The sequence below is a fragment of the Kitasatospora arboriphila genome, from assembly GCF_039528095.1.
Lineage (GTDB): Bacteria > Actinomycetota > Actinomycetes > Streptomycetales > Streptomycetaceae > Kitasatospora > Kitasatospora arboriphila.
The window spans coordinates 1-24,699 of sequence record NZ_BAAALD010000111.1 but is presented as its reverse complement, the minus strand read 5'-3'; the positions used below and the strand labels follow the sequence as shown (position 1 = coordinate 24,699).

The window sequence follows — 24,699 nt, the reverse complement described above, 5'->3', positions numbered from 1 at the left end:
CGCCCCCACACCCCGGCCCTCCCACCGGGCGGCGCCCGCGCCCGGCGCCGGCACGGGTCGGCGAGCAGCCCGGCGCGCGGGTCGCCGACCGGCCGGGGGGCCGGGCCAGCGACCGCACCGGGGGCCGTTCCGCGGGCCGTCCGGTGGAGCACGCGGTCGCCGAGGAGAGCGGCTACGAGCAGCCGAGCGCGCGCGGCCAGGGCCAGGGCCACCGGGCCGACCACGCGGCCGCCGGCGGGGCCGGGCATCCGGCGCCGGGCGAGCGGCGGCCCGCCGACCCGTCCGGGGACGGCGAGGGCCCTGCGGGTGCGGCGCGGCGCGACCGGGCGGCCCGGACGCTGTCCGGCTCGCGCGATCGCGCCGTAGGGTGAGTGGCGTGAATGACCGTCTGGTGTGGATCGACTGTGAGATGACCGGCCTCGACCTCGACAGGGACGCCCTGATCGAGGTCGCGGTGCTGGTGACCGACTCCGAGCTGAACGTCCTCGGCGAGGGCGTGGACGTGGTGATCCGTCCGCCCGCGGAGGCGCTGGAGAACATGCCGGACGTCGTGCGCGCCATGCACACGGCGTCCGGGCTGCTCGACGAGCTGGCGGACGGCGTGACCCTGGCGGAGGCCGAGGAGCTGGTGCTGGGTTACATCCGGGAGCACGCCCCGGAGGCCGGCAAGACGCCGCTGTGCGGCAACTCGGTGGCGACCGACCGCGGCTTCCTCTCGCGGGACATGCCGGCGCTGGAGGGCCACCTGCACTACCGGATCGTGGACGTGTCCTCGATCAAGGAGCTGGCCCGCCGCTGGTACCCGCGGGCGTACTACAACAGCCCGCAGAAGGGCGGCAACCACCGCGCGCTCGCCGACATCCGCGAGAGCATCGCCGAACTCCAGTACTACCGCGAGGCGGTGTTCGTCCCGCAGCCGGGCCCGGACGGGGACGCGGCGCGGGAGATCGCGGCGAAGTACCAGCGGCCCGTCGACTGACCGCCCGCGCGGCGGGGCGTCCGGCGGGCCGCGGGCCCCGCCGGCCCCCCCGCACCCCGTGCCGCCGCACCCGGGGGCGGGTCCGGCCGGCGGCCCGCCGCGCACCGGCTCCCACCAGAGCATCAGCGCGGGGCCCGGTTCGAAACCCTGGCGCGAGCACCCTCTCGGATCCTGTAGAGTTCTTCCTGTCGGAGCGGGAACGCCCCGAATGATGGTGGGTGTAGCTCAGTTGGTAGAGCACCTGGTTGTGGTCCAGGTGGCCGCGGGTTCGAGTCCCGTCACTCACCCCAAGAGCCGGAGGGCCCGATCTCTTCACGAGATCGGGCCCTCCGGCGTTTCCGCGTGCGGGGCAGCGCGGCGCGGGCCCGGCCTGCGCGGGCGGGGCGGGACACCCCTCCCCCGCGAAGCTACCGACAAGTAACATGACGGCCATGACCACACCCTCGATCGGGCAGCTGCTCGACTCCACCGTCCCCATGGCCCGCACGCTCAAACTGGAGTACCTGGAGACGAGCCCCGAGCGGGCCGTGCTCCGGCTGCCGGACCAGCCGGAGTTCCACAACCACGTGGCCGGCCCGCACGCGGGCGCCATGTTCACGCTGGCCGAGTCGGCGAGCGGCTGCATCGTGCTGGCCGCGTTCTCCGACCAGCTGTCGCGGGCCGTGCCGCTCGCGGTGAAGGCCGAGATCGCCTACAAGAAGCTCGCCATGGGCGAGGTGACCGCCACCGCCACCCTCGGCCGCACGGCCGAGGAGGTCGTCGCGGAGCTGGACAAGGGCGAGCGGCCCGAGTTCCCGGTCACCGTGGAGATCACCCGCGCCGACGGCGCCGTGACCGGCGTGATGACCATCACCTGGACGCTCCGCCCCAACGGCTGAGCCCCGGCAGCCCGGCCGTGACGGCCGGGCAGCACCGGCCGCCCGGCCCGCCCCGAGCCCCTGAAGGGTCCGGACGGCAGGCCGGGCGGCCGGTGCCGTTGCCGAGCGCGGTCCGCGCCGGGCTCAGGCGGAGTCCCGCACCACCAGCTCGGTGGCGAGCACCACCTGCCGCCGTGCGCGGCCCCGTTCGGCGATCTCGTCGAGCAGCAGGCGGGCCATCGTCCGCCCCATCTCCTCGATCGGCTGCCGGACGCTGGTCATCGGCGGGTCGGTGTGCCGGGCCACGATCGAGTCGTCGAAGCCGATCACCGCGACCTGGTCGGGCACCCGGCGGCCCGCCGCGCGCAGCACCTGCATCGCGCCCGCGGCCATCAGGTCGGAGGCGCAGAAGACGCCGTCCAGGTCGGGCCGACGCTCCAGCAGCTCACGCATCGCCAGCCGGCCGCCCTCCTCGGTGAAGTCGGCGAGCCCGACGAGTTCCTCGTCGTAGGGTCGGCCGGCCTGCTCCAGGGCCCGGCGGTAGCCGCCGAGGCGGGCCTGGGCGACCTCCATGTCCAGCGGGCCGGTGATGGTCGCCACCTCGCGGCAGCCGCGGCGCAGCAGGTGCCGGACGGCCATCCGGGCGCCGCCCGCGTTGTCGGCGTGCACGTAGCTCAGCGGTTCCAGGTCGCCGCGGCGGCCGGCCAGCACGGAGGGGATCTCCAGGCTCTCCAGGAGGCTCGGCAGCGGGTCGTCCTGATGCACGGAGACGAGGAGTACGCCGTCCACCCGCTGTGCGGTCAGATAGGCCGAAAGTCGTTCCCGTTCGCGCTGGTTGCGGACCAGGATCAGCAGCAGCTGCATGTCGGTCTCGGCGAGCTCCGCCGAGACGCCGCTGATGATGTCGGAGAAGTAGGGCTCGGAGAAGAGCCGGGTCTCCGCCTCGGGCACCACCAGGGCGACCGAGTCGGTGCGCGAGGTGACCAGGGTGCGGGCGGCCCGGTTGGGCACGTAGCCGAGTTCGGCGATGGCGGCCTGGACGGCCTCGCGGGCCTTGTCGCTCACCCGGGGCGAGCCGTTGATCACCCGGGACACCGTGCCGCGCCCGACCCCGGCCAGCGCGGCCACCTCCTCCAGCGTGGGGCGCGCGGAGCTCCTGCCGCCCGCCCCGGCGCCGCCCACGGGCCCTGCGGGGGGCTGTGCGGTCTGGCTCATCGCTCACCTCTTGGAAGTCCTCATGGCGCCTTGCGGGCCGATTGCTGCTCATTGTGGCCGGTTTCGGCCGCCGGGGAACCCGCGGAACGACCGCGCTCCCCCCGACCGGGCCCGCCGCCCGGTCCGACCGGCCGGCGGGGCCCCGTGCCCGACCGTACGCGGAAGTCCGCGTGGGCCGGAGACCGGTGTCGCCAGGACACCGTTTCGCGACTCCCAGGACACGCTCCGGCAACGGATACGACGTCAGCCCTTGACACCCGACCCCGCGACGAAGGAACCTTCCGGCATGCGCTGTGGGAGCGCTCCCACACTCTAGTGGCGAATCGCCCCCGGCAACAGCGCCCCCACCGCGGTCCGACGGGCACGTCCGGCGGACCACCGGCACCGGTCTCCCGCGGTCGGCACGGCCGCGACCGGCCCGCACGCCCCGGCAACGCCCGGGACACCCGAAACACCCGGGCAACACCCCGGCAGCAGCACCGCACCACCTTCCGAAGCCGCACCGCACCACCCACCGCACCACCCACCGCGCAGCACCACCCGATGCCCCACCCGGAACAAGGAGAACGCCATGCGCAGCACTTCCCGCCCCCGCAGAGCGGCCGTCCTGGCCACCGCCGTCATCGCCTCCTCCGCCCTGCTGCTCACCGCGTGCAGCAGCAGCGGCGACAAGGGCGGGTCGGACGGCGCATCGTCGGCCGCGGGCGAGAAGATCACCCTGACCGTCGGCGACTTCGGCACCTTCGGTTACAAGGAGGCCGGCCTCTACGACGAGTACATGGCCGCCCACCCGAACGTCACCATCAAGGCGGACACCACCCAGGACGGCCAGAAGTACTGGGACGCCCTGACCACGCACCTCGCCTCGGGCAGCGGCCTCTCCGACATCCAGGCCGTCGAGGTCGGCTACATCGCACAGGCCACCGGCACCCTCGGCGACAAGTTCACCGACCTCTCCAAGACCGACGGCGTCAACGCGGGCGCCTGGCTGCCGTGGAAGTCGAAGCAGGCCACCACCGCCAAGGGCTCGCTGATCGGCCTCGGCACCGACATCGGCCCGATGGCCGTCTGCTACCGCAAGGACCTCTTCCAGCAGGCCGGCCTGCCGACCGACCGCACCGAGGTCGCCAAGCTGTGGGCGGGCGACTGGTCGAAGTTCGTCGACGCCGGCAAGCAGTACCAGGCCAAGGCCCCGGCCGGCACCTTCTTCACCGACTCGGCGAGCGGCCTGTTCAACGCCGCGCTCTCGGCCGAGACCCAGCAGTACTCGGACGACTCCGGCAAGCTCGTCTACAAGGACAGCGCCGGCGTCAAGAAGGCCTGGAACGTGGCCGTCAGCGCCTCGCAGGCGAAGATCAGCGCCGGTCTGCGCCAGTTCCAGGACAACTGGAACTCCGCGTTCGCCAACGCCAAGTTCGCCACCGTGGTCTGCCCGTCCTGGATGACCGGCATCATCAGCAAGTACTCCGGCGACTCCGGCAAGGGCAAGTGGGACATCGCCGCCCCGCCGGTCGCCTCCAACTGGGGCGGCGCCTTCCTGACCGTCCCGAAGGCCGGCAAGCACCAGAAGGAGGCCGCGGCGCTCGCCGCCTGGCTGACCGCGCCGGAGCAGCAGGCCAAGGTCTTCACCAAGGTCGGCAACCTGCCCTCGACCACGGCCGGCCTGGAGCTGCCCGCCGTCCAGAGCGCCAAGCTCGACTACTTCGGCGACACCCCGACCGGCCAGATCTTCGCCTCCACCGCGAAGAGCATCCAGCCTGCCCCGATCGGCGAGCAGGACGGCACCGTCAAGACGATCATCACCGACAACGGCATCCTCGACATCGAGGAGCACGGCACCGACCCGGCCAAGGCCTGGACGAACGTCGTGAAGCTGGTCGACGACAAGGTGAACGGCTGACCCACCCGGACCGGCGACCCGCCGGTCCGCCCGCCCGGCCCGCCCCCCCCCCCCCCCCCGGCCGGGCCCCGCGCCCGGCCGGGCACCCGCACCACAGCCGACAGCCACTCCCGGGAAGGACCTACCCAGTGGCCACCTCCATCCGAGCCGCGGCCGAGGACGGCTCGGCGCCGACCACCGCACCCGGCGGCCCCCGCACCCCGGCCGCCCCGCAGCGCTCCGCCTGGCGCTCGCGCCTCTACCGCCTCGACCTCAAGGCGTCGCCGTACGCGTACATCGCGCCGTTCTTCCTCTGCTTCGCCGCGTTCGGCCTGTTCCCGCTGATCTGGACGGGCTGGCTCTCGCTGCACCGCGTCGACCTGCTCAACCAGGACGTCATGGACTGGCGCGGCATCGACAACTACACCCGGCTCTGGGAGACCGACCAGTTCTGGACGGCCCTGCGGAACACCTTCACCATCGGGGTGCTCTCCACCGTCCCGCAGCTGCTGATGGCCCTGGGCCTGGCGCACCTGCTGAACTACCGGATGCGCGGCCGCGGCTTCCTGCGGGTGGCCGTCCTCGCTCCGTACGCGACCTCGATCGCCGCGGCGACCCTGGTCTTCGTCCAGCTGTTCAACCCGGACTACGGGATGATCAACTGGTTGCTCTCCATGGTGGGCATCGACCGCACCGACTGGTACTCGGAGAGCTGGCCGTCCCAGATCGCCATCGCCACCATCGTCGCCTGGCGGTGGACGGGCTACAACGCGCTGATCTACCTGGCCGCCATGCAGGCCGTGCCGAAGGACCTCTACGAGGCCGCGAGCCTGGACGGCGCCTCGCGCTGGCAGCAGTTCACCAAGGTGACCATCCCCTCGATCCGCCCCACCATCCTGTTCACGATCATCGTGTCGACGATCGGCGCCACCCAGCTCTTCGGTGAGCCGCTGCTCTTCGGCGGCGGTGTCGGCGTCAGCGGCGGCTCCGCCCACCAGTACCAGACCCTCGGCCTCTACATGTACGAGCTGGGCTGGCCCAGCCGTCAGCTGGGCCGGGCCTCGGCGGTGGCCTGGACGATGCTGCTGATCCTGCTGCTGATCGGTGCGGTCCAGACCCTGATCGCCCGCCGCAACCGCACCAAGCTGGGAGGCTGAACCATGGCCGTCATCTCCACCGCCCCGCTGCGCCGGCGGCTGCGCCCCGGCGCCGGCGACCAGGACAAGGCCGGCCCGCTGACGTACGCGGTCCTCGCGATCGCCGCCGTGGTCTCGCTCTTCCCGCTGTACTGGACGTTCGTCGCCGCCAGCAACACCGGCGAGCGGGTGGCCCAGTCGCCACCGCCGATGCTGCCCAGCGGCGAGCTCTGGACCAACATCACCACCGCCTGGAACCAGGCGGACATGGGCAAGGCGCTGCTGAACTCCACCGTCGTCGCGGGCTGCGTCTCGCTCTCCACGGTGCTGTTCTCCACCCTCGCCGGCTTCGCCTTCGCCAAGCTGCAGTTCCGCGGCCGCAACGCGCTGCTGACCCTGGTCGTCGCCACCATGACCATCCCGCCGCAGCTCAGCGTGATCCCGCTGTACCGGATCATCACCGACCTGAACTGGGGCAACCAGCTCAAGGCCGTGATCCTGCCCTCGCTGGTGGCCGCGTTCGGCGTCTTCTTCATGCGGCAGTTCCTGCTGGAGGCGCTCCCGCTGGAGCTGATCGAGGCCGCCCGGGTGGACGGCGCGCACAGTCTGCGGATCATCTGGCACGTCGTGCTGCCGATCGCGCGTCCCGCGATGGCCGTGCTGGGCATGCTGGTGTTCGTGCAGTCCTGGAACGACTTCTTCTGGCCGTTCGTGGTGCTCACCCAGCAGAACCCGACCGTCCAGGTCGCGCTGTCCTCCATCGGCGGCGGCAGCGGCCACGACATCAACCAGGCGGTGATCATGACCGGCGCACTGGTGGGGACCCTGCCCCTGCTGCTGATCTTCGCCGTCCTGGGCAAGCACATCGTCGGCGGCATCACGGCCGGCGCGGTGAAGAGCTGACCCGCCGTCCATCCCGTCCCACACCTGACTATGGGAGCGCTCCCGTATGACCGTCACCGATCCGCACACCCCGGCCGACCTCGCGGCCGAGGACCGAGCCGGCGCCTTCCCGCCGGGCTTCGCCTGGGGTGCGGCCACCGCCGCCTACCAGATCGAGGGCGCCGCAGCCGAGGACGGCCGCACCCCCTCGATCTGGGACACCTTCAGCCACACCCCGGGCAAGGTCGCCAACGGCGACACCGGCGACACCGCGGTCGACCACTACCACCGCTTCCGCGAGGACGTCCGGATGATGGCCGACCTCGGACTCACCGCCTACCGGTTCTCGCTCTCCTGGCCGCGCATCCAGCCCACCGGCCGCGGCCCCGCCGTCGAGCGCGGGCTCGACTTCTACCGGGCCCTGGCCGACGAGCTGCTCGCCCACGGCATCACCCCGGTCGCCACCCTCTACCATTGGGACCTCCCGCAGGAGCTGGAGGACGCCGGCGGCTGGCCGAACCGGGAGACCGCGTACCGCTTCGCCGAGTACGCCGGCATCGCCGCCGAGGCCCTCGGCGACCGGATCGGCATCTGGACCACCCTCAACGAGCCCTGGTGCAGCGCCTTCCTCGGCTACGCCTCCGGCGTGCACGCCCCCGGCCGCACCGACCCGGGCGACTCGCTGCGCGCCGCCCACCACCTCAACCTCGGCCACGGCCTCGCCGTCGGCGCCCTGCGCGCCGCGCTGCCCGCCTCCGCCCAGCTGGCCGTCTCGCTCAACCTGCACGCGGTGCGGCCGCACAGCCCGCACCCGGGCGACCTGGAGGCGGCCCGCCGGATCGAGGCGGTCGGCAACCGGATCTGGACGAGCCCGATGTTCAAGGGCCGCTACGACGAGGACCTGCTCGCCGACACCGCCCACCTCGTCGACTGGGACGCCCTGGTGCAGCCCGGCGACCTCGCCGAGATCTCCCGGCCGCTCGACCTGCTCGGCCTCAACTACTACAACCCGACGCTGGTCTCCTCGGTCGAGAACGCCAAGAACCTGCCGCGCCACGACGGGCACGGCGAGAGCTCCTCCTCGCCCTGGCCGGGCGCCGACGACGTCGCCTTCCACCTCGCGCCCGGCGAGGTCACCGCGATGAACTGGCCGATCGACCCGACCGGGCTGTCCGACTCGCTGATCGCGCTGCACCGCGAGTTCGGCCTGCCGCTGATGGTCACCGAGAACGGCGCCGCCTTCGAGGACGAGGTCTCCGCCGACGGCAGCGTCCACGACCCCGAGCGGGCCGCCTACGTCCGGGGCCACCTCGCCGCCGTCTCCGACGCGATCGCCGCCGGCGCCGACGTCCGCGGCTACTTCCTGTGGTCGCTCATGGACAACTTCGAGTGGGCGTACGGCTACGAGAAGCGCTTCGGCATCGTCCACGTCGACTACGACACCCTGGTGCGCACGCCCAAGACCAGCGCCCGCTGGTACTCCGAGGCGATCCGCACCGGCCGCCTGGACCACGGCGTCCCGTCCGCGTGATGACGGTGCGTCACCACGCCGCGTGACTCCGACCGGGTTCGCTCGTTCTCCTCTCACGTGCGACACCGTCACGCGGCACCACCGCGGCCCGACCGCCCCCGCGGCGGACCTCCCCACCGGGACGTCCGCCGACGGGCCGGAAAGCTGGCGGCCGGCGGCGCGATCCTCGCCCAGCTGTGGGGGTTTGGGCTGGGGATCTGCGACGCCGCAGCCGCCGAAGGGCCGGGGCCCGGCCTGATCGACCAGGTCGGCGCCCCGGCTCTCCTCCACCGCCTCGGCGGGGACGCCGTCCCCGTCGTCGAGCAGCAGACCGGACCGGTCGAGGAGGTGCTCCGGGACCGGATCAGGGTGGACGGCCTGCCACTACCGGGACAGGCCGCCACCGTGCCCGACGCCTTCGCCATCGCCGCCGTTCTGCTCCCCGCCGTCCCCCCGTCTCCCCGGGGGGACGGCGGTGCCGTTTCCGCCCCCGCCGCGGCCCCGGACGCCTCCGCCGCCCCCGGCCCCGCCGACCCGTCCGCGCCGCCCGCACCCACCGGGGCCACCCCCGCCGAGGGTGCGGTCCCGGCCCCCCGGCCGGCCGCGGAGCCCGCACCGGCACTGCGACCGGCGGGCGCCCGCGCCCCCGCCGCCCGCGGGACGTCCGCCGACCGGCCCCGGCCCGCCGCCGGCGAGGACGCCTTCGGTGCCGCGCCCGCCGTCCGGGCCGAGGGCGCGGACGCCGTCGCGGTGGCCGTCCCGATCCTGGCGGGGCTGCTGCTCACCGCCCTCGCCACGTACAAGCACCGCGGACTGCCCAGCGGCCACTGACGGCATCCGGGACGCCGTGCCGGCCCGGGTCAGTGGAAGACGCCCGGCGGGGGTGCCGGCGAGGGGACGGCCGAGTCGTCCGTGACCGCGGCGGCCCCCGCGGTGAAGTCCGCCAGGGCACGGCCGTGTTCGACCCGGCCCAGCGCCGCGTCCGAGGCGACCTTGCGGCCCAGCTCCTCCAGCGGCAGCGGCGCCGTCCCGGCCACCAGGATCAGGTTCCCGAACCGGCGGCCGCGCAGCACCGCCGGATCCGCCACCAGGCACACCTCCGGGAACACCGCGAGCAGGGTCGCGGTCTGCGCCCGGGCGAAGGCCAGTGACGAACCGTCGGTGACGTTCACCACCAGGCGCCCGCCGGGGGCGAGCGCCCGGGCGGCCAGCGCGGCGAACTCCACGGTCGCGCAGTGCGCCGGCACCCGCGCACCGGAGAAGACGTCGGCGACCACCAGATCGGCGCCGCCCTCCGGGGCGCGCTCCAGCACCGCCCGGGCGTCCGCGCCGCGCACCTTGATCTGCCAGCCGCGCTCCAGCGGCAGTTCGGTGCGGACGAGCTCGGTCAGCGCGGTGTCGATCTCGGCGACCTGCTGCCGGGAGCGCGGCCGGGTGGCCGCCACGTAGCGGGGCAGGGTGAGGGCGCCGCCGCCCAGATGCAGGACGGTGATCGGGCGGCCGGGCGGGGCGGCGAGGTCGATCAGGTGGCCGATCCGGCGCTGGTACTCGAAGCCGAGGTGGGTCGGGTCGTCCAGGTCGACCAGGGACTGCGGGGCGCCGTCCAGCAGCAGCTGCCAGGCCCGCGGCCGGTCCCGGTCCGGCTTCAGCTCGGCCGTCCCGGAGTCCACCCTCACCGCCAGCGGTCCCTGCCGGTGGCTGCGTCCCTCCGCCCCCGTCGCCTCCGGCACCGCCTCGGCCCTGCCCCTGCCACGTCCCATGCCCCCGATTATCCAGGGGCGCGGGACAGGGCGGTGCACCACGAGGGGCACGGGGAACGGTGCGGATCACAGGGCCCCGACCGTACGCCTTCCCGCAATCGCCGGTGCCCCCGGCGGCCGGCCCGGGCGGGGCCGCCCGCCTCAGAAGGGGCCGAGGCCGCCCGCGGTGAGGGTGCAGGCGGCTTCGCACAGGGCCGACCGCAGCACCCAGGCGTCCGTGGGCCGGGCCAGCGCCTGCGGGCCGGCCGGGGCCATGATCCACCGGGGGTCGGTGGCGGGCAGCAGGACGGCGCCGGGGCTGCAGGAGCTGCCGGGGAGGTGCCAGCCGCGGGCGGTCCCGGCGGGGACGAGGAAGGAGACGGCGGCGCCGCCGCGGCTCTGCAGGACGGCGCCGCAGGCGCCGCGGAGCCGGAGGATGTCGACGGCCTCCAGGCCGTGCCGCACCGAGACGGTGACGGTGTCGTAGCCGGTCCCGGCCGCTGCGCCGGCCGACGGCCGTCCGGCGGACCGGGCGCCCGTGGTGCCGCCCCCGCCGGCCGACCGGGTGCCGTCCGTGCCCTCCGGCAGCAGGGCCGGGGCCACTCCGGCGGGCAGCCCGGGGGCGCTCGGCCGGCGGTGCTGCGGTGCTCGGGCGGCCATTGGGGACCTCCTGTCGTCAGGTCGGACGCCCGGGCCCGCTCGCGTGGGGGACGGGATGCGGGGCGTCCACGTAACAGGACAACGCGGATGGGGCACGCAAAGCCACGGGCGCGTCCGTGGCAAGACATGGCATTTCATGGCAGAACCCGGCACCGCCGAGGGGTTTGTCCGCGTTTGCCCCGTACGGTTCCGCTCACCCGCCGCATCCGTGCGGTGACTGCCGGTACTGTCGTGGCGGCACCGAGCGGACCCCCCACCGGCCCGCAGGCGCGGCGTTCGCCGCGGCGCCACCCTGCACGACTCTCGGAGCGCAGCCATGGCAGCCAGGAGTCCCGGCGGGCCCCGGCCCGAGCCGGCCGTTCCCAACACCGTGATGCGCGAGCTGCGCGGCGACCTCTCCCCGGGGGAGTTCGCCACCGCGGTCCGCCGGGCCGCCCGGGAGATCGGCGAGCACGTGTCCTGCGACGCGCGCTACGTCGGCCGGGTCGAGTCGGGCGAGATCCGCTGCCCCAACTACGCCTACGAGCGGGTGTTCCGGCACATGTGGCCGGGCCGGTCGCTGGCCGACCTGGGCTTCGTGCCGCGGACGTCCGTCCGCGGCCGCCCGGTGGAGGCCGCGGTGCCGGCCGTGTCCGCTCCCGGCGTTCCGCACCACTGCGACGAGGAGAACGACGACGTGCACCGCCGTACGTTCCTGACCGGCGGCCCGACCGCCCTGGCGGCCGCCCTGGGCCTGGACGGCGCCGCTCCGGCCGCCGCCTTCGCCGGGCCGGCCGCCCTGCCCGTGCCCGCGCCCCGCCGGGTGGGTCAGGCCGAGATCGAGGGGGTCGAGCGGGCCGTCCGGGAGATCCGGCTGCTGGACGACGCGCAGGGCGCGGACGCCCTGTTCGAGCGGGCGGGGCAGTCGCTGCGCAGCGCGTACGTCCTGTTGAACGAGGGGACGTACTCGCCCTCGGCGGAGCGCAGGCTGCAGTCGGGCGCCGGTGAACTGGCGATCTCGGTGGGCTGGTTGGCGCACGACTCGAACCGGCTGGCGGACGCCAGGTCGTTCTACTCGGAGGCGCTGGCCACCGCGCGGATGGCGGGGGACGCGGCACTGGAGGCGCACGTGTTCTGCAACAGCGCGTTCCTGGCGCGGGACGCCGGTCGGCCGCGGGAGGCGCTGCGGGCCGCCCAGGCGGGGCAGGCCGCGGCGAAGGGGCTCGGGTCGGCCCGGCTGCTGGCGCTGCTGTCGCTGCGCGAGGCGGGCGGCTGGGCGGTGCTGAGGGACCGTCCGTCCTGCGAGCGGGCACTGGCGCGCGCGTCGGCGCTGTTCGAACGGGGGCCGTCGGAGGCGGACCCGGAGTGGATGTCCTTCTTCGGCGAGGCCGAGCTGGCCGGGCTGGAGGCGCAGTGCTGGTCGGCGCTGGGCGAGTGGGAGGTCGCCGGGCGGCGGGCGGAGCTGGCGATGGCGCTGCAGGAGCCGCAGTTCGTCCGCAACCGGGCGCTGTACACGGCGGAGCTGGCGCACGACCGGCTGGGCCTGGGCGACCTGGCGGGTGCGGCGGGGCACGGCTCGGCGGCGGTGGTGCTGCTCGGCGGTGTCCGCTCGGCGCGGATCCGGGCGATGCTGGCGGGCACCGCCGGACGGCTGCGCGGGCACGGCGCGGTGCCGGAGGTGGCGGAGTTCCTGTCCGCGTACGACGGTGCGGTGGGGGCGGCCTGACGGTCCGTACGGGACGGACCGCCAGGTGCTGCCGTCAGTCGAGGTGGCTGTGGTCGTTCCATATCTCGACGGCGGGCAGGCCGTACTCCCAGGAGAGCACCGAGAGGGCGGCGGTGCCGAGCTTGAAGCGCTGGGCGTTCTCGGGCGCCAGGCCGAGCCAGCGCGCGGTGAGGATGCGCAGCAGGTGGCCGTGGGCGAAGAGCACCACGTCGCAGTCGGCGGCGTGCATGGTGGTGGTCTCGGGGTGGGGGACGCCGTGGGTGCCGTGGAGCTCTTCGAGGAAGCCGTCGACGCGGGCGGCGACCTCGGAGAGCTTCTCGCCGCCGGGGACGCCGTCGCGCCAGATCAGCCAGCCGGGCTGGTCGGTCTCGCGGATGTCGTGGCCGGTGCGGCCCTCGTACTGGCCGTAGTCCCACTCCAGGAGCTCGGGGCGGTCGACGGCGCGGGCGCCGAAGCCGGAGAGTTCGGCGGTCTCGCGGGCGCGGGAGAGCGGGCTGGTGTAGACGACGGCGTCGGTGAGGCCGTTCCAGGGGGCGCGGGCGAGCCGCTTGCCGAGGGCGCGCGCCATCGCGCGGCCCTCCTCGGTGAGGGGCACGTCGGTGCGGCCGGTGTGTTGGCCGGTGGCCGACCATGCGGTCTCGCCGTGGCGGACGAGCACGATGCGGGCGGGCATGGGTGGACTCCTCGCAGCAGGGTTCGCGGCGGCCTGCTCGCCATTGAGGGCCGGGTCACCATGATCCCGCACCCCGCGGCCGCCCGCCGGTGGGGGCTGTTCTGTCGCCCGCTCGCCTCCGGGCCCTCCTGACCCGGCGCCGACGGTCGTCGCTCCGTCGCCGCGCTCCCTCCCTCCTCCCTTTCGGCACCGGCGGGCCCTTCGGCTCGGGGCGGGGCCGGGGCGGGTCGATCCGGAGGTCCCGCCCCCGATTGTCGGTGGCGGATGCAACACTGGGCCGCACCATGAACGTCTCGCTCCTGGGGCAGTCAGAGCCGCTCGCGCAGCGGCTCTCCGAGCTGCGCGGCCGGGCGCCGCAGCGCAGTCTCGACGCCCGCGCCCTCGCCGCGCTCGCCGCCAATCCGGGCTGCCGCCGCCGCTCGCTGCTGGACGCCGCCGGCGTCGACAAGGGCGCCGTCGCCCGGCAGTTGGGGCGGCCGGCCCCGTTCGGCCAGTCCCCCTTCGCGCTCGCCCGCGGCAACGTCTTCGAGGCCCGGCTGAAGGACGACGGCTACGCGGCGCTACTCGAACCGCTCCGCCGCCACCTCGGCCTGCCGGAGGAGAGCGGCACCCCGCTCGCCGTGCCGGACCTGCTGCGCCGCTCCTCGCCGGCCGTGCGGGCGGAGCGCACCCGGGAGGCGCTCGCCGAGGCGGTGGCCGACCCCGCGCTCTGGACGCTGCTGGACCACCCGATGCTCCGGCTGACGGTGGCCGGCAGCCCGGCCCACCTGGAGCCGGACGCGGTGCTGGTGCACGGCGGCCGCTGCACGGTGGTGGAGATCAAGTCCTTCCCGGTGCTGGACGGCTCCGCGGACCCGGCCAAGGTCGGCGCGGCGGCGCGCCAGGCGGCGGTGTACGTGCTGGCGCTGCAGGAGACGGCGGCTGCACTGGCCGGGGTGCCGGCCGAGTCGGACCCGTACCGCGCGCAGGAGCTGCCCGGCAGCCCGTCGACCACGGTGCTGCTGGTCTGCCCGAGGGACTTCTCCAACCGGCCGACCGCGGCCGCGGTGGACGTCCGCCGTGAGCTCGCGACCACCCGGCGCCAGCTGTCCCGGATGACCGGCGTCGGGCAGCTGGTCGCCGCCCTGCCGGAGGGCACCAGCTTCGACCTGGCGCCGGACGAGGGCGGCGCGCCGACCCGGCCGGCCGAGGAGCTGGCGGCCGCGGTGGGCTCCGTCCCGGCCGCGTACAGCCCGGACTGCCTCTCCACCTGTGAGCTGGGCTTCCACTGCCGCGCCCAGGCCCGCTGCTCGGACGTGGTGGAGCAGCTGGGCCGCGGGGTGCGCGGCGAGCTCGGCTCGATCCGCACGGTCGGCGCGGCGCTGGCCGCCGCCGGCGCGGAGCCGGGCGGCCCGGCGGAGGACGCGGAGGCCGACGAGGCGCCCGCCCGGCTGCGGTACGCGGCCGCGCTGCGCGCCGAAGCCCTCGGGCAGGTGGTCCGGTGAGCCGCGCGGGCCGTGCGGGCCGCCGGCGGTGGGCCCGGTGAGCCTGCTCTCCACGCTGGCCCGGCTGCAGGCCGTCCGCAGCGGGCGGGCCGAGCCGCTGGCCACGGTGCGCCACCGCCACGTGTCGGAGCGTCCGATGGTCGTGGTGCCGCTGGCCGCGGCGGGCGAGGCCGGCGCGCCGCTGGCGGTCATGCTGGGCACCGACCGGGCGGCCCCGCGGCTGCACATCGTGCCGCAGCCGCTCAACCGCGACCAGCGCTTCGACTTCCTGGCCCGCTTCGGCGCGGACCTGCTGCCGTACCTGGAGTCCTTCGCCGACGAGGTGGAGCACGTCGAGGGCACCGAGCGGGACGCGGAGACGGGTGAGAGGAATCCGGTGGTGCGGGAGCTGTGCGCCGACGCTCCGCAGCTGATCGTGCCGAACACCGGCTCGGTGCGGCACCTCGCGCTGATCGGTCGCTCCACGCGCTTCCGCCGCACCGCGGAGGACGTCGACCCGGGCCCCTACCCGGCGCCCACCCAGGTGCCGCTGCTGGGCCGCTGGCTGACCCACCTCACCGACCGTGCACAGGTGCCCGGATCCAGCCTGCTGCTGCCGATGACGGCGCTGCTCTCCCGGCACTGGGCGACCGGGCAGAGCCACCTCGAGGACCAGCACCTGGCCGCCCTGCTGGCCTGGCACCTGGCACCGGCCGGGCTGACCGGCGCGGAGGCCGCCGAGCGGGCCGAGAGCGAGCGGGACGTGCACGGGCAGCTGGTGCACCCGCCGGCCGGTCCGGCCACCGACCCGAAGTTCGACGAGCTGGTGCTGGCGCCGGCGATCGTCCGGCACGACGCGGCGCTGGCCGCGGCCCGGGCGGCCGCCCCCGCGGACGCCCGGGCGGAGCTGCTGGTCAAGCGGGCCGCGGAGCAGTTGCACGGGGTGCTGGAGCAGGTGCTGCTGCCCACCTGGGCGGACGTCTGGCAGGGGCTCGACCTGCTGCGGGCGCTGCCGGAGGGCGGGCACGTCGCGGAGCGCTGGGAGGGCGACCGCTGGTCGTACACCGGCCACCGGGACCGGCTGGCCGCCGGCGAGCCGCCGCAGCCGAAGCAGGACGACGCGGTGACGGCCGCCCGCAAGCTGGCCCAGCGCGAGCGCGAGCAGGTCCGGCTGGAGGTGCAGGAGGCGCTGGACGACCCGCTGGCGATGGCCGAGCACCGGCTGACCGGCGAGGCGTTCGCGGGCGAGGTGGTCGCCGTGGTGCCGGAGTACGACACCTCCGGTCGGTCGGCGAAGCCTCGGCCGCTGCTGGTGGTGCACACCGCGGACCGTCCGCACGCGGACGCCGGGCGGGAGGTGCACCGGGTCGGCACGGCGACGCCGCAGCGCGGGGTGGTCGCGGGCTTCGACCCGGACGGGGGCACCGTCACGGTGCGGGTGGTGTCCGGGATGGGCCGGCGCAAGGAGCCGGAGCCGGGCAGTCTGCCGGAGGTCGGCGAGCGGGTGGTGTTCACGCTCTTCGAGCTGACGCCCCGCCAGTCGGCTCCGCTGCCCGATCCGGAGGACACCCCGTGGACGCACGGCGGCCCGCCGGGCGCCGCTCCGATGTCGGCGAACAGTACGGAAGAGTGGGAATGACCGCGGGCATGACTGCCGATCAGGCGCCGGGCGCCGTCGCCGACGCCGCCGTGGCGGCGATCCTGGAGGCCGCGGTGCGGCCGGCACCGGGTGCGCCGCGCGGGGTGGTGGTGGACTCCCCGCCGGGCGCGGGCAAGTCGACGCTGGTGGTCCGCGCGGCGCGCGAGCTGGTGGCCTCCGGCGAGCGGCTGATGATCGTCGCACAGACCAACAGCCAGGTCGACGACCTGGTGGACCGGCTGGCCGCCAAGGGGCCGGACGTCACCATCGGCCGGCTGCACGCGGGCGACTCCCGGCCCGCGCCGGAGGCCCTGCGGCACGGCAACGTGACGGCCTCGGAGAAGGTCGCCGACCTGCTGGAGCACGACGTGGTGGTCTCCACGGCGGCGAAGTGGCAGTGGGTGCGCACCGAGGCGCCGTGGCGGCACGCGATCGTGGACGAGGCGTACCAGATGCGCTCGGACGCACTGCTGGCGGTCGCCCGGCTGTTCGAGCGGGCGCTGTTCGTCGGCGACCCCGGCCAGCTGGACCCGTTCACCGTGGTCGGCACCGACCAGTGGGCCGGGCTGTCGTACGACCCGTCGAGCAGTGCGGTGGTGACGCTGCTCGCGCACAACCCGGCGATCCGGCCGCACCGGCTGCCGGTGTCCTGGCGGCTGCCGGCCTCGGCGGCGCCGCTGATCTCGGCGGCGTTCTACCCGTACACGCCGTTCCGGTCGGGGACGGGGCCGGGCGAGCGGCGGCTGGCGGCCTCCGTCCGGGCGGACGGCACGCCGGTGGACGCGGCGATCGACGAGGCGGTGGAGAGCGGCTGGGCGCTGCTGGAGCTGCCCGCGCGGCACACCGTGCGGACGGACCCGCAGGCGGTGGCGGCGGTGGCGGCGGTCGTCCGGCGGCTGCTGGACCGCGGGCTGACGGCGCACTCCGAGCAGGGGTCCGCCCCGGTCGCGCCGGGCCGGATCGCGGTGGGCACCGCGCACCGGGACCAGGCGGCGGCGGTGCGGCAGGCGCTGGCGGCGCTGGACGTGCCGGTGGACCCGGCGGTCGGGCCGGCGGTGACGGTGGACACCGCGAACCGGCTGCAGGGCCGCGAGTACGACGTCACGGTGGTGCTGCACCCGCTGTCGGGCCGGCCCGACGCGACGGCCTTCCACCTGGAGACCGGCCGGCTGTGCGTGCTGGCCTCGCGGCACCGGCACGCCTGCATCGTGGTGGCCCGGGCCGGCATCGCCGAGCTGCTCGACGAGCACCCCTCGGCGGAGCCGGTGCAGCTGGGGGTGGCGGTGAAGTTCCCGGACGGCTGGGAGGCCAACCACGCCGTGCTGGCGCACCTGGCCTCGCACCGGGTGCCGCTGTCCTGACGGCGGACGCGGAAGGGTCGGGGGCGCACCACAGGTGACACGTGCGCCCCGACCGGGAATAGCGACCTGGTGCACACCGTTCCGCTACCGGCCGCCGCCGCGCGACAATGGACGACGGCCCTTTCCTGTCACCGGCGTCTCCGGAGGTGTCCGTCCATGCCCGATCCCCATGCACAGGCGTCCGACCAGAGCGGGGTCCCCGCGCAGGCCGCCCCGGGCCCGGGCACCCCTCCCGCACGCCGGCTGCGGCCGGCCCAGCTGCTCTTCGAGCCGCAGGCCGACGAGCCCGAGCAGGAGCGGTTCTTCGATCTGGAGTCCATCGAGGACCCGGCCGAACTGCTGCGCCGATCGACCGAGTTGGCCCTGGCCTTCCGGGCCGCCGCGGAGCGCGCCACCGACTTCCAGGCGATCGCCGCCGCGCAGCTCGCCGACACCCGCCGCTTCGACGCGCTGAGCCCGGCGGAGATCGCCGCCCGCGCGGACTGGACGCCCGACTACGCGGTGCGGATGGTCGAGTACGGCCGCGGCCTGCAGAAGCAGCGCAGCGCGGAGCACTGACCGGGCCGCGGCGACGCCGCCGCACCGGGCCTCTGGCATATGCGGCCGGTAAGGGTACGCCGCGGCGCGGCGCGGTGTCCGGCGAACCCCGTTTTCCGCCCGGTCCGGCGGCGGCGAGGTCCACGCTGCTGGGGTGGACATCTGGACGTATCAATCCGTGGAGTACGTCACCGTCGCCGGCGAGGCGTGGCTGGCCTCGGCCAGCGAGTACCCGCGCTCCATGCGGGCCCTGTGGGAGGCGCGTCCCTGGGCCTCCAGCGTGCTGCCCTGCGGCCGCGCCTTCGACGTGATCAGCATGCCGTCGCTGTTCGGCCGGCGGGTGCTGGACGAACTGTGGTCCTCCGGCCCGGGCTGCGGCCCGGTCGCCGCCTTCCGCGGACGCACCCTGCTCTTCGTCCAGCCGGGCGCCGCGCCCCGGCTGCGCACCCTGCTGGCCTGGGAGGAGTGGGCGCGCGACGTCCCGCCGCTGCTCTGCCACGGCAAGGGCGACGCGGTGACCGTGCCGCCGGTGCAGCGGATGGTGGACGCCCCGGAGTCGCCCGGGCTCGGTGCCGGCCGCTGGATCGTCGCCCCGGACTCCCGCGAGCCGTGGCTGCCGGGGGCGGCCGTGGTGCTGTGGGCCTGTGTCCGGGCGGCGCGGGGCGAGGCCCGGGCGGCGGCCCTCCCGGCCCTCCCCCCGCAGGCTGCGGAGGAGCCCGCCGGGGCGCTGCACCCGGCTCCGTCGGCCTGAGCCCGCCCGGCGGTATTCGATTTTGGCTCCGCCCGGAGCCGCTGCTAGAGTCTTCCACGTCAGCAGGCGCCGCTAGCTCAGTTGGTTAGAGCAGCTGACTCTTAATCAGCGGGTCCGGGGTTCGAGTCCCTGGCGGCGCACAGACGGTCGAAGGCCCCTCGCGGAAGCGGGGGGCCTTCGGCGTTCCGTGGTACGTCCACGACTGCTAATCTCGCGGTCCATGGCGCCCGACGATCCCGCGCGCAGTACGCCGCCGGGCTGGGAGGAGTGGCTCCGCGCCGAGCTCGAGGGCCTGGAGGCGTCCGCGCTGCGCGCGCACCGGATCGCGGTGTGGCGCCACCGGCTGCTGGTGACCCTGGCGGTGCTGGGCGGGGCGGCGCTGATCGTGCTGCTGGCCCTGCTCCCCCGGTCCGCGGAGCTCCGCCGCACACCGGTGCCGCCGGGCCCGGCGGCCGCCACCGGATCGCCGCACGCCTCGGCCGGGCCGACCTCGCCGCCCTCGTCCTGCTGCCCGTCGAACCTGCCCGGCGGCTGCCCGAACTGCTGGACGGCGGGCCGCTGACCGCCCGTCAGGGTGCGGACACGGCAGCGGGGCCGCCCCGATACCGGGACGGTCCCGCCGTCCGCGGGCTCAGCGGCCGCGCAGCGCGCGGTAGCGCGCGACCAGCTCGGCGGTGGAGCTGTCCAGCTTCTCGGCGCCCTCACCGGTGAGCAGCACCGGCTCGATCCGCTTGGCCAGCACCTTGCCCAGCTCGACGCCCCACTGGTCGAAGGAGTCGATGTTCCAGATCGCGCCCTGGACGAACACCTTGTGCTCGTAGAGCGCGACCAGCTGGCCGAGCACCGACGGGGTGAGCTCGGCGGCCAGCACGGTGGTGGTGGGGTGGTTGCCGCGGAAGGTCTTGTGCGGCACCAGCTCGGCCGGCACGCCCTCGGCCGCGACCTCCTCGGCGGTCTTGCCGAAGGCCAGCGCCTGGGTCTGGGCGAAGAAGTTGGCCATCAGCAGGTCGTGCTGGGCGACCAGGCCGGGCAGCAGGCCCTCGACCGGCTTGGCGAAGCCGATGAAGTCGGCCGGGATCACCTTGGTGCCCTGGTGCAGCAGCTGGTAGTAGGCGTGCTGGCCGTTGGTGCCGGGGGTGCCCCAGACGACCGGGCCGGTCTGCCAGGTCACCGGGTTGCCCTCGCGGTCCACCGACTTGCCGTTGGACTCCATGTCCAGCTGCTGCAGGTAGGCGGTGAACTTGGAGAGGTAGTGCGAGTAGGGCAGCACCGCGTGCGACTGGGCGTCGAAGAACGCGCCGTACCAGACGCCGAGCAGGCCGAGCAGCAGCGGGACGTTCTGCTCCGGCGGGGCGGTGCGGAAGTGCTCGTCGACCAGGTGGAAGCCGTCCAGCATCTCGCGGAACTGCTCCGGGCCGACGGCGATCATCAGCGAGAGGCCGATGGCGGAGTCGTAGGAGTAGCGGCCGCCCACCCAGTCCCAGAACTCGAACATGTTGGCGGTGTCGATGCCGAAGTCGGCGACGCCCTGCGCGTTGGTGGAGAGCGCGACGAAGTGCTTGGCGACCGCGTCGGTGTCCGCGCGCAGCTCGGTGAGCAGCCAGTTCTTCGCGGAGACGGCGTTGGTGACGGTCTCGATGGTGGTGAAGGTCTTCGACGCGACGATGAACAGCGTCTCCTCGGCGTCCGCGCCGACCAGCGCCTCGTTCAGGTCGGCGCCGTCCACGTTGGAGACGAAGCGGACGTCGATGCCGCGGTCGGTGAAGGAGCGCAGCACCTCGTAGGCCATGGCCGGGCCGAGGTCGGAGCCGCCGATGCCGATGTTGACGACGGTGCGGATCCGCTTGCCGGTGTGGCCCGTCCACTCGCCGCTGCGGACGCGGTCGGCGAAGGCGGCCATCTTGTCGAGCACCGCGTGCACGGCGGGGACGACGTTCTCGCCGTCGACCTCGACCACGGCGTCGCGCGGGGCGCGCAGCGCGGTGTGCAGGACGGCGCGGTCCTCGGTGATGTTGATCTTCTCGCCGCGGAACATGGCGTCCCGCAGGGCGGCGACGCCGGTGGCGCCGGCGAGGTCGCGCAGCAGGGCGAGCGTCTCGTCGGTCACCAGCTGCTTGGAGTAGTCGACGTGCAGGTCGCCGACGGTCAGGGTGTACCGGCTGCCGCGCTCGGGGTCGGCGTCGAACAGCCCGCGCAGGTGCTGCTCGCCCAGCTCCTCGCGGTGCTTGGCCAGCGCGGCCCACTGGGGGGTTCGGTCCAGGGGGATGCGAGAGCCGGGGCGGTTCTCCGACATCGGTTGCTCCTTGAATCATCCGGATGCGTTACCTGCGGGGCCCGGCGGGAGGGTAGCGCGAGGTCCGGCGGCAGCGTGGTGCTTGGCGCCGACTCCGTTGACGGCCTTGCCCGCGGCCAGCCTATCCCCGGCCGGCCTGCTCACTTGCGCGCCGAGCGGAGGTCGAGCTCGCGCAGCACCCGGTCGGCCATCCCGGGGTCGCTGCCCGGCTCCCCACGGGCCGTCAGCACCTCCCGGCGGGAGGCGGCGATCATCTCCTGCTCGACCTCGGCCGCCTGCCGCCAGCGGGCGAGGCGGCGCTTGGCCTCGGCGGCCTCGTCCTCCTCGTACCGCTCGGGGTAGAGCCGGGCGAGCCGGTCGTGCTGGCGTTCGCGGAGCCGGTCGACGAGTTCGACGGGCAGCCGGCGCTCCTCCTCCAGTTCCTCCAGTCGGCGCAGTCCGGCCTTCGCGGCCCGCCAGCGCAGCACCCGCAGCGCCTCGTCGTGGACGTCGGGGTGGTCGCGCAGGGCGAGCAGCCGCACCAGCCAGGGCAGCGAGAGCCCCTGCACCAGGAGGGTGAAGAGCACCACGCAGAAGGCCACGAAGACGATCTCGCTGCGGGCCGGGAAGGCCCCGCCGCCGTGCACGGTGAGCGGCACCGCGAGGGCGAGCGCCACGGTGGCGACCCCACGCATCCCGGACCACCAGAGCACCACGGTCTCGCGCCAGCTGATCGGGGTGTCCTCCTCGCCGTGGGTGAGCCGCTCGGAGATCCAGGCGGCGGGCAGCAGCCACAGCAGCCGGACGAGCACCACCGCGGCGATCACCCAGGCGGTGTCGCCGAGCATGCCGTGCCAGCTGGAGCGGACGTCGGCCAGCACGGTGCTCAGCTCCAGGCCGATCAGGCCGAAGGCCACCCCGGTGATCAGGATCTCGACGATCTCCCAGAAGGCGTTGCCGACCAGCCGGAAGGACACGTCGTCCGCGTCGGCGGCCCGGTCGGCGAGGTACAGCGCGCAGACCACCACGGCGAGCACGCCGGAGCCGTGCGCCTCCTCGGCGAGGGTGTAGGCGGCGAACGGGACGAGCAGGTTGAGCGCGACCTGCTGGGTGGGGTCGTCGAGGCGGCCGGCCAGCCAGGTGTTCAGCCAGCCCAGGGCGATCCCGAGGACGACCGCGACCACCGCGGACAGCACCAGCCGCAGCGCCGCGTCCGCGCCGGAGAAGTGGCCGCTGACCACCGCCTCGATGGCCAGCGAGTAGATGACGATCGCGGTGACGTCGTTGAACAGGCCCTCGCCCTCCAGCACCGCGACCAGGCGGCGCGGCAGGCCGATCGAGCCGGCCACCGCGACCGCCGCCACCGGGTCGGGCGGCGAGACGAGCGCGCCGAGCGCCACCGCCGCGGCGAGCGGCAGACCGGGCACCCGCCACTGGAAGACGGCGGCCACCACGGTCGTGGTGACGGCGACCAGGGCGACCGCCAGCAGCAGGATCGGCCGGACGTTGGCCCGGAAGTAGCGCACGGAGGAGCGGCGGGCCACCGCGAAGATCAGCGGGGGCAGCACCAGCGGCAGGATGAAGTCCGGGTCGACCCGCACGTTGGGGATCTGCGGGACGAGCGCCATGGCCAGGCCGAGCAGTGTCATGAGCACCGGCTGCGGCACGTGGATGCGGCGGGCGAGCGGCATCGTCACCACGGACGCGAGGAGCACCAGGAACAGCAGCGACAGCTGGGCCACCCATCCACTCCCTGTCCGTACGCCCCGGTCCGTGCGACATGCGGTCCATTACCCCGCAGATCAGCATAAATGTGACTAAGCACCCGCCCGGCGCGGCTCGCCGGGCACGCGGACGGGAGCGGGCACGGGAGCGGGAGGTGGCCGGTGCGGGCGCTGGAGTACCCGGGGCCGGGCGCTGCGGCCGGCGCCCCGCGGACCGTCGAGACGGCGGTGCCGCGGGCCGGACCCGGGCAGGTCCTCGTCCGGGTGGAGGCCGCCGGACTGCCGCCGGCCGACGGTGCGCCGGCCGGGGTGCCGGGCACGGAGTTCGCCGGGGTGGTGGTGCAGCTCGGCCCGGGCACCTACGGCCTGGAGGTCGGCGACGAGGTGCTCGGGCACTGCCCGTCCGGCGCCTGCGCCCAGGACGCCGCCACCAACGCCGACCGGGTGGCGCACCGGCCCGCCGCCCTGCCCTGGGCCGAGGCGGCGCTGCTGCCCGTCACCGCGGCGGGTGTGCGGTCCGCCCTCGACCGGCTCGGGGTGCGGCGCGGCCGGACCCTGCTGGTGCACGGCGCCGGCGCGGCGGCCGGGCGGGCCGCGGTCGCGCTCGCGCTGCGCCGCGGGGCAGCGGTGGTCTCGGTGGCCGCCGAACGGGCGTACGCCGCGCTGCGCGAGGCCGGCGCAGTGCCGATCGGCTACGGCGCCCAGCTGGCCGAACGCGTCCGGGCGGCCGCCCCGCAGGGCGTGGACGCCGTGCTGGACGCCGTCGGCCCGGGCACCGCCCCGCTCTGGCCGGAGCTGGCCGGCGGCCCGGACCGGGTGGCCGTCCCGCTGCCGCCGCCGGGCGGCCGCGCGGTCGACGCCGCCGAGTCCGCCGAGCTCGGCGAACTGGTGGAGCTGTGGGAGGAGGGCGCCTTCCGGCTGGTGCCGGACGCCGTCCTCGGGCTGGAGGGGGCGGCGGGACGCTCGCGGTGGTCGCCCCCCGGAACTGATCCCGCCTCACCCGTCGGTGGCCCGTGGTTCACTGCGGGCATGGCCGACCCGCAGGACACGCTCGCCTTCGACTCCGCCGAGGAGTTCGAGGCCTGGCTCGACGCGCACCACGACACCTCCCCCGGGATCTGGCTGAAGCTCCGGAAGAAGGCCCCCGGCGTGGTGTCGCTGGACTACCCCGGGGCGTTGGACGCCGCCCTCTGCTTCGGCTGGATCGACGGGCAGAAGCGCTCCTTCGACGAGCAGCACTGGCTGCAGCGGTTCACGCCGCGCACGACCCGCAGCCGCTGGTCCAAGATCAACCGGGAGAAGGCGGAGGCGCTCGCCGCCGCCGGCCGGATGCGCCCGGCCGGTCTCGCCGAGGTCGAACGCGCCCGGGCGGACGGCCGCTGGGAGGCCGCCTACGACAGCCCCCGTTCGGCGACGGTGCCGGACGACCTGGCCACGGCCCTGGCCGCCGTGCCCGCCGCGGCGGAGAACTTCGCCGCGCTGGACGGCACCAACCGGTATTCGATCCTCCACCGGGTGCAGGAGGCCAAGCGGCCGGAGACCCGCGCCCGCCGCATCGAGAAGTTCGTGGCCATGCTGGCCGCCGGGGAGAAGCTGCACTGAACGGCAGGTGGATACGGATGTGCGTCCGACCTGCGGGAGCGTGTATGGTTGTCCACGTCAGCAGGCGCCGCTAGCTCAGTTGGTTAGAGCAGCTGACTCTTAATCAGCGGGTCCG

21 protein-coding genes, 2 tRNA genes and 2 pseudogenes are annotated in these 24,699 nt (G+C 75.0%); 19 read left to right on the top strand and 6 right to left on the bottom strand.

The window, feature by feature from the left end:
- The 4 genes and pseudogenes from ABD353_RS34510 to ABD353_RS34495 all read left to right on the top strand — a co-directional run.
- A pseudogene (locus tag ABD353_RS34510) lies at window positions 1-371 on the top strand (hypothetical protein); the annotation flags it as partial.
- Between the two features lie 5 nt (window positions 372-376).
- The gene (orn, locus tag ABD353_RS34505; protein WP_344627654.1) at window positions 377-979 is read left to right on the top strand and encodes an oligoribonuclease; all 603 of its coding nucleotides are present in this window, start codon (window positions 377-379) and stop codon (window positions 977-979) included.
- Between the two features lie 214 nt (window positions 980-1,193).
- Window positions 1,194-1,269, top strand: a tRNA-His gene (locus tag ABD353_RS34500).
- A gap of 132 nt (window positions 1,270-1,401) precedes the next feature.
- A complete protein-coding gene (locus ABD353_RS34495; protein WP_344627653.1) occupies window positions 1,402-1,857 on the top strand; it encodes a DUF4442 domain-containing protein in 456 nt (151 codons plus the stop codon).
- A 123-nt stretch (window positions 1,858-1,980) separates the two neighbouring features.
- Here the strand turns inward: ABD353_RS34495 and ABD353_RS34490 are convergent, their stop codons facing one another.
- Window positions 1,981-3,051, bottom strand: coding sequence for a LacI family DNA-binding transcriptional regulator (locus ABD353_RS34490; RefSeq protein ID WP_344627652.1), 1,071 nt, complete (start codon window positions 3,049-3,051; stop codon window positions 1,981-1,983).
- Between the two features lie 571 nt (window positions 3,052-3,622).
- On the opposite strand from ABD353_RS34490, the gene ABD353_RS34485 reads away from it, so the two are divergent.
- The 5 genes from ABD353_RS34485 (at window position 3,623) to ABD353_RS34465 (ending at window position 9,289) form a co-directional block, all read left to right on the top strand.
- Window positions 3,623-4,951, top strand: coding sequence for an ABC transporter substrate-binding protein (locus ABD353_RS34485; protein WP_344627651.1), 1,329 nt, complete (start codon window positions 3,623-3,625; stop codon window positions 4,949-4,951).
- A 128-nt stretch (window positions 4,952-5,079) separates the two neighbouring features.
- Window positions 5,080-6,087, top strand: a complete 1,008-nt coding sequence (locus tag ABD353_RS34480; RefSeq protein ID WP_344627650.1) for a carbohydrate ABC transporter permease — start codon at window positions 5,080-5,082, stop codon at window positions 6,085-6,087.
- A 3-nt stretch (window positions 6,088-6,090) separates the two neighbouring features.
- On the top strand, window positions 6,091-6,969 hold the full coding sequence (locus ABD353_RS34475; protein WP_030275809.1) for a carbohydrate ABC transporter permease: 879 nt from the start codon (window positions 6,091-6,093) through the stop codon (window positions 6,967-6,969).
- Between the two features lie 46 nt (window positions 6,970-7,015).
- Window positions 7,016-8,479 carry a GH1 family beta-glucosidase gene (locus tag ABD353_RS34470; protein WP_344627649.1) on the top strand — a complete coding sequence of 488 codons (1,464 nt, stop codon included), beginning with the start codon at window positions 7,016-7,018 and terminating at the stop codon, window positions 8,477-8,479.
- 57 nt (window positions 8,480-8,536) lie between these two features.
- Window positions 8,537-9,289, top strand: a complete 753-nt coding sequence (locus tag ABD353_RS34465) for a hypothetical protein (RefSeq protein WP_344627648.1) — start codon at window positions 8,537-8,539, stop codon at window positions 9,287-9,289.
- Between the two features lie 29 nt (window positions 9,290-9,318).
- On the opposite strand, the gene ABD353_RS34460 is transcribed toward ABD353_RS34465, so the two are convergent.
- Together ABD353_RS34460 and ABD353_RS34455 are read right to left on the bottom strand one after the other, a co-directional pair.
- Window positions 9,319-10,218 carry a spermidine synthase gene (locus ABD353_RS34460; protein WP_344627647.1) on the bottom strand — a complete coding sequence of 300 codons (900 nt, stop codon included), beginning with the start codon at window positions 10,216-10,218 and terminating at the stop codon, window positions 9,319-9,321.
- Window positions 10,219-10,359: 141 nt separating this feature from the next.
- The gene (locus ABD353_RS34455; RefSeq protein ID WP_344627646.1) at window positions 10,360-10,857 is read right to left on the bottom strand and encodes a hypothetical protein; all 498 of its coding nucleotides are present in this window, start codon (window positions 10,855-10,857) and stop codon (window positions 10,360-10,362) included.
- Window positions 10,858-11,173: 316 nt separating this feature from the next.
- Here ABD353_RS34455 and ABD353_RS34450 point away from each other — a divergent pair, with 316 nt between their 5' ends.
- Entirely contained in the window at window positions 11,174-12,562 is a 1,389-nt protein-coding gene (locus tag ABD353_RS34450) for an NsdA family TPR-like regulatory protein (RefSeq protein WP_344627645.1), read from the top strand.
- A 34-nt stretch (window positions 12,563-12,596) separates the two neighbouring features.
- On the opposite strand, the gene ABD353_RS34445 is transcribed toward ABD353_RS34450, so the two are convergent.
- A complete protein-coding gene (locus ABD353_RS34445) occupies window positions 12,597-13,235 on the bottom strand; it encodes a histidine phosphatase family protein (protein ID WP_344627644.1) in 639 nt (212 codons plus the stop codon).
- A gap of 284 nt (window positions 13,236-13,519) precedes the next feature.
- On the opposite strand from ABD353_RS34445, the gene ABD353_RS34440 reads away from it, so the two are divergent.
- From ABD353_RS34440 to ABD353_RS34410, 7 genes are all read left to right on the top strand, one after another.
- Complete coding sequence (locus ABD353_RS34440; protein ID WP_344627643.1) at window positions 13,520-14,719, top strand: hypothetical protein; 1,200 nt, start codon at window positions 13,520-13,522, stop codon at window positions 14,717-14,719.
- 37 nt (window positions 14,720-14,756) lie between these two features.
- Complete coding sequence (locus ABD353_RS34435) at window positions 14,757-16,337, top strand: hypothetical protein (protein WP_344627642.1); 1,581 nt, start codon at window positions 14,757-14,759, stop codon at window positions 16,335-16,337.
- A gap of 8 nt (window positions 16,338-16,345) precedes the next feature.
- Complete coding sequence (locus ABD353_RS34430; RefSeq protein WP_344627641.1) at window positions 16,346-17,698, top strand: AAA family ATPase; 1,353 nt, start codon at window positions 16,346-16,348, stop codon at window positions 17,696-17,698.
- A 156-nt stretch (window positions 17,699-17,854) separates the two neighbouring features.
- Entirely contained in the window at window positions 17,855-18,256 is a 402-nt protein-coding gene (locus ABD353_RS34425; RefSeq protein WP_344627640.1) for a hypothetical protein, read from the top strand.
- Window positions 18,257-18,389: 133 nt separating this feature from the next.
- On the top strand, window positions 18,390-18,986 hold the full coding sequence (locus ABD353_RS34420; RefSeq protein ID WP_344627639.1) for a bifunctional DNA primase/polymerase: 597 nt from the start codon (window positions 18,390-18,392) through the stop codon (window positions 18,984-18,986).
- 66 nt (window positions 18,987-19,052) lie between these two features.
- Window positions 19,053-19,126, top strand: a tRNA-Lys gene (locus tag ABD353_RS34415).
- An 80-nt stretch (window positions 19,127-19,206) separates the two neighbouring features.
- Window positions 19,207-19,548, top strand: a complete 342-nt coding sequence (locus ABD353_RS34410) for a hypothetical protein (RefSeq protein ID WP_344627638.1) — start codon at window positions 19,207-19,209, stop codon at window positions 19,546-19,548.
- 69 nt (window positions 19,549-19,617) lie between these two features.
- Here ABD353_RS34410 and pgi read toward each other — a convergent pair whose 3' ends face one another.
- Both pgi and ABD353_RS34400 read right to left on the bottom strand, forming a co-directional pair.
- A complete protein-coding gene (gene pgi / locus ABD353_RS34405; RefSeq protein ID WP_344627637.1) occupies window positions 19,618-21,279 on the bottom strand; it encodes a glucose-6-phosphate isomerase in 1,662 nt (553 codons plus the stop codon).
- A 140-nt stretch (window positions 21,280-21,419) separates the two neighbouring features.
- Window positions 21,420-23,000, bottom strand: coding sequence for a Na+/H+ antiporter (locus tag ABD353_RS34400; protein WP_344627636.1), 1,581 nt, complete (start codon window positions 22,998-23,000; stop codon window positions 21,420-21,422).
- A gap of 144 nt (window positions 23,001-23,144) precedes the next feature.
- Between ABD353_RS34400 and ABD353_RS40620 the strand changes: the two are divergent.
- Window positions 23,145-23,390, top strand: a pseudogene (locus ABD353_RS40620) (alcohol dehydrogenase catalytic domain-containing protein); the annotation flags it as partial.
- 621 nt (window positions 23,391-24,011) lie between these two features.
- A complete protein-coding gene (locus tag ABD353_RS34395) occupies window positions 24,012-24,584 on the top strand; it encodes a YdeI/OmpD-associated family protein (RefSeq protein WP_344627655.1) in 573 nt (190 codons plus the stop codon).
- Window positions 24,585-24,699 lie beyond the last annotated feature (115 nt).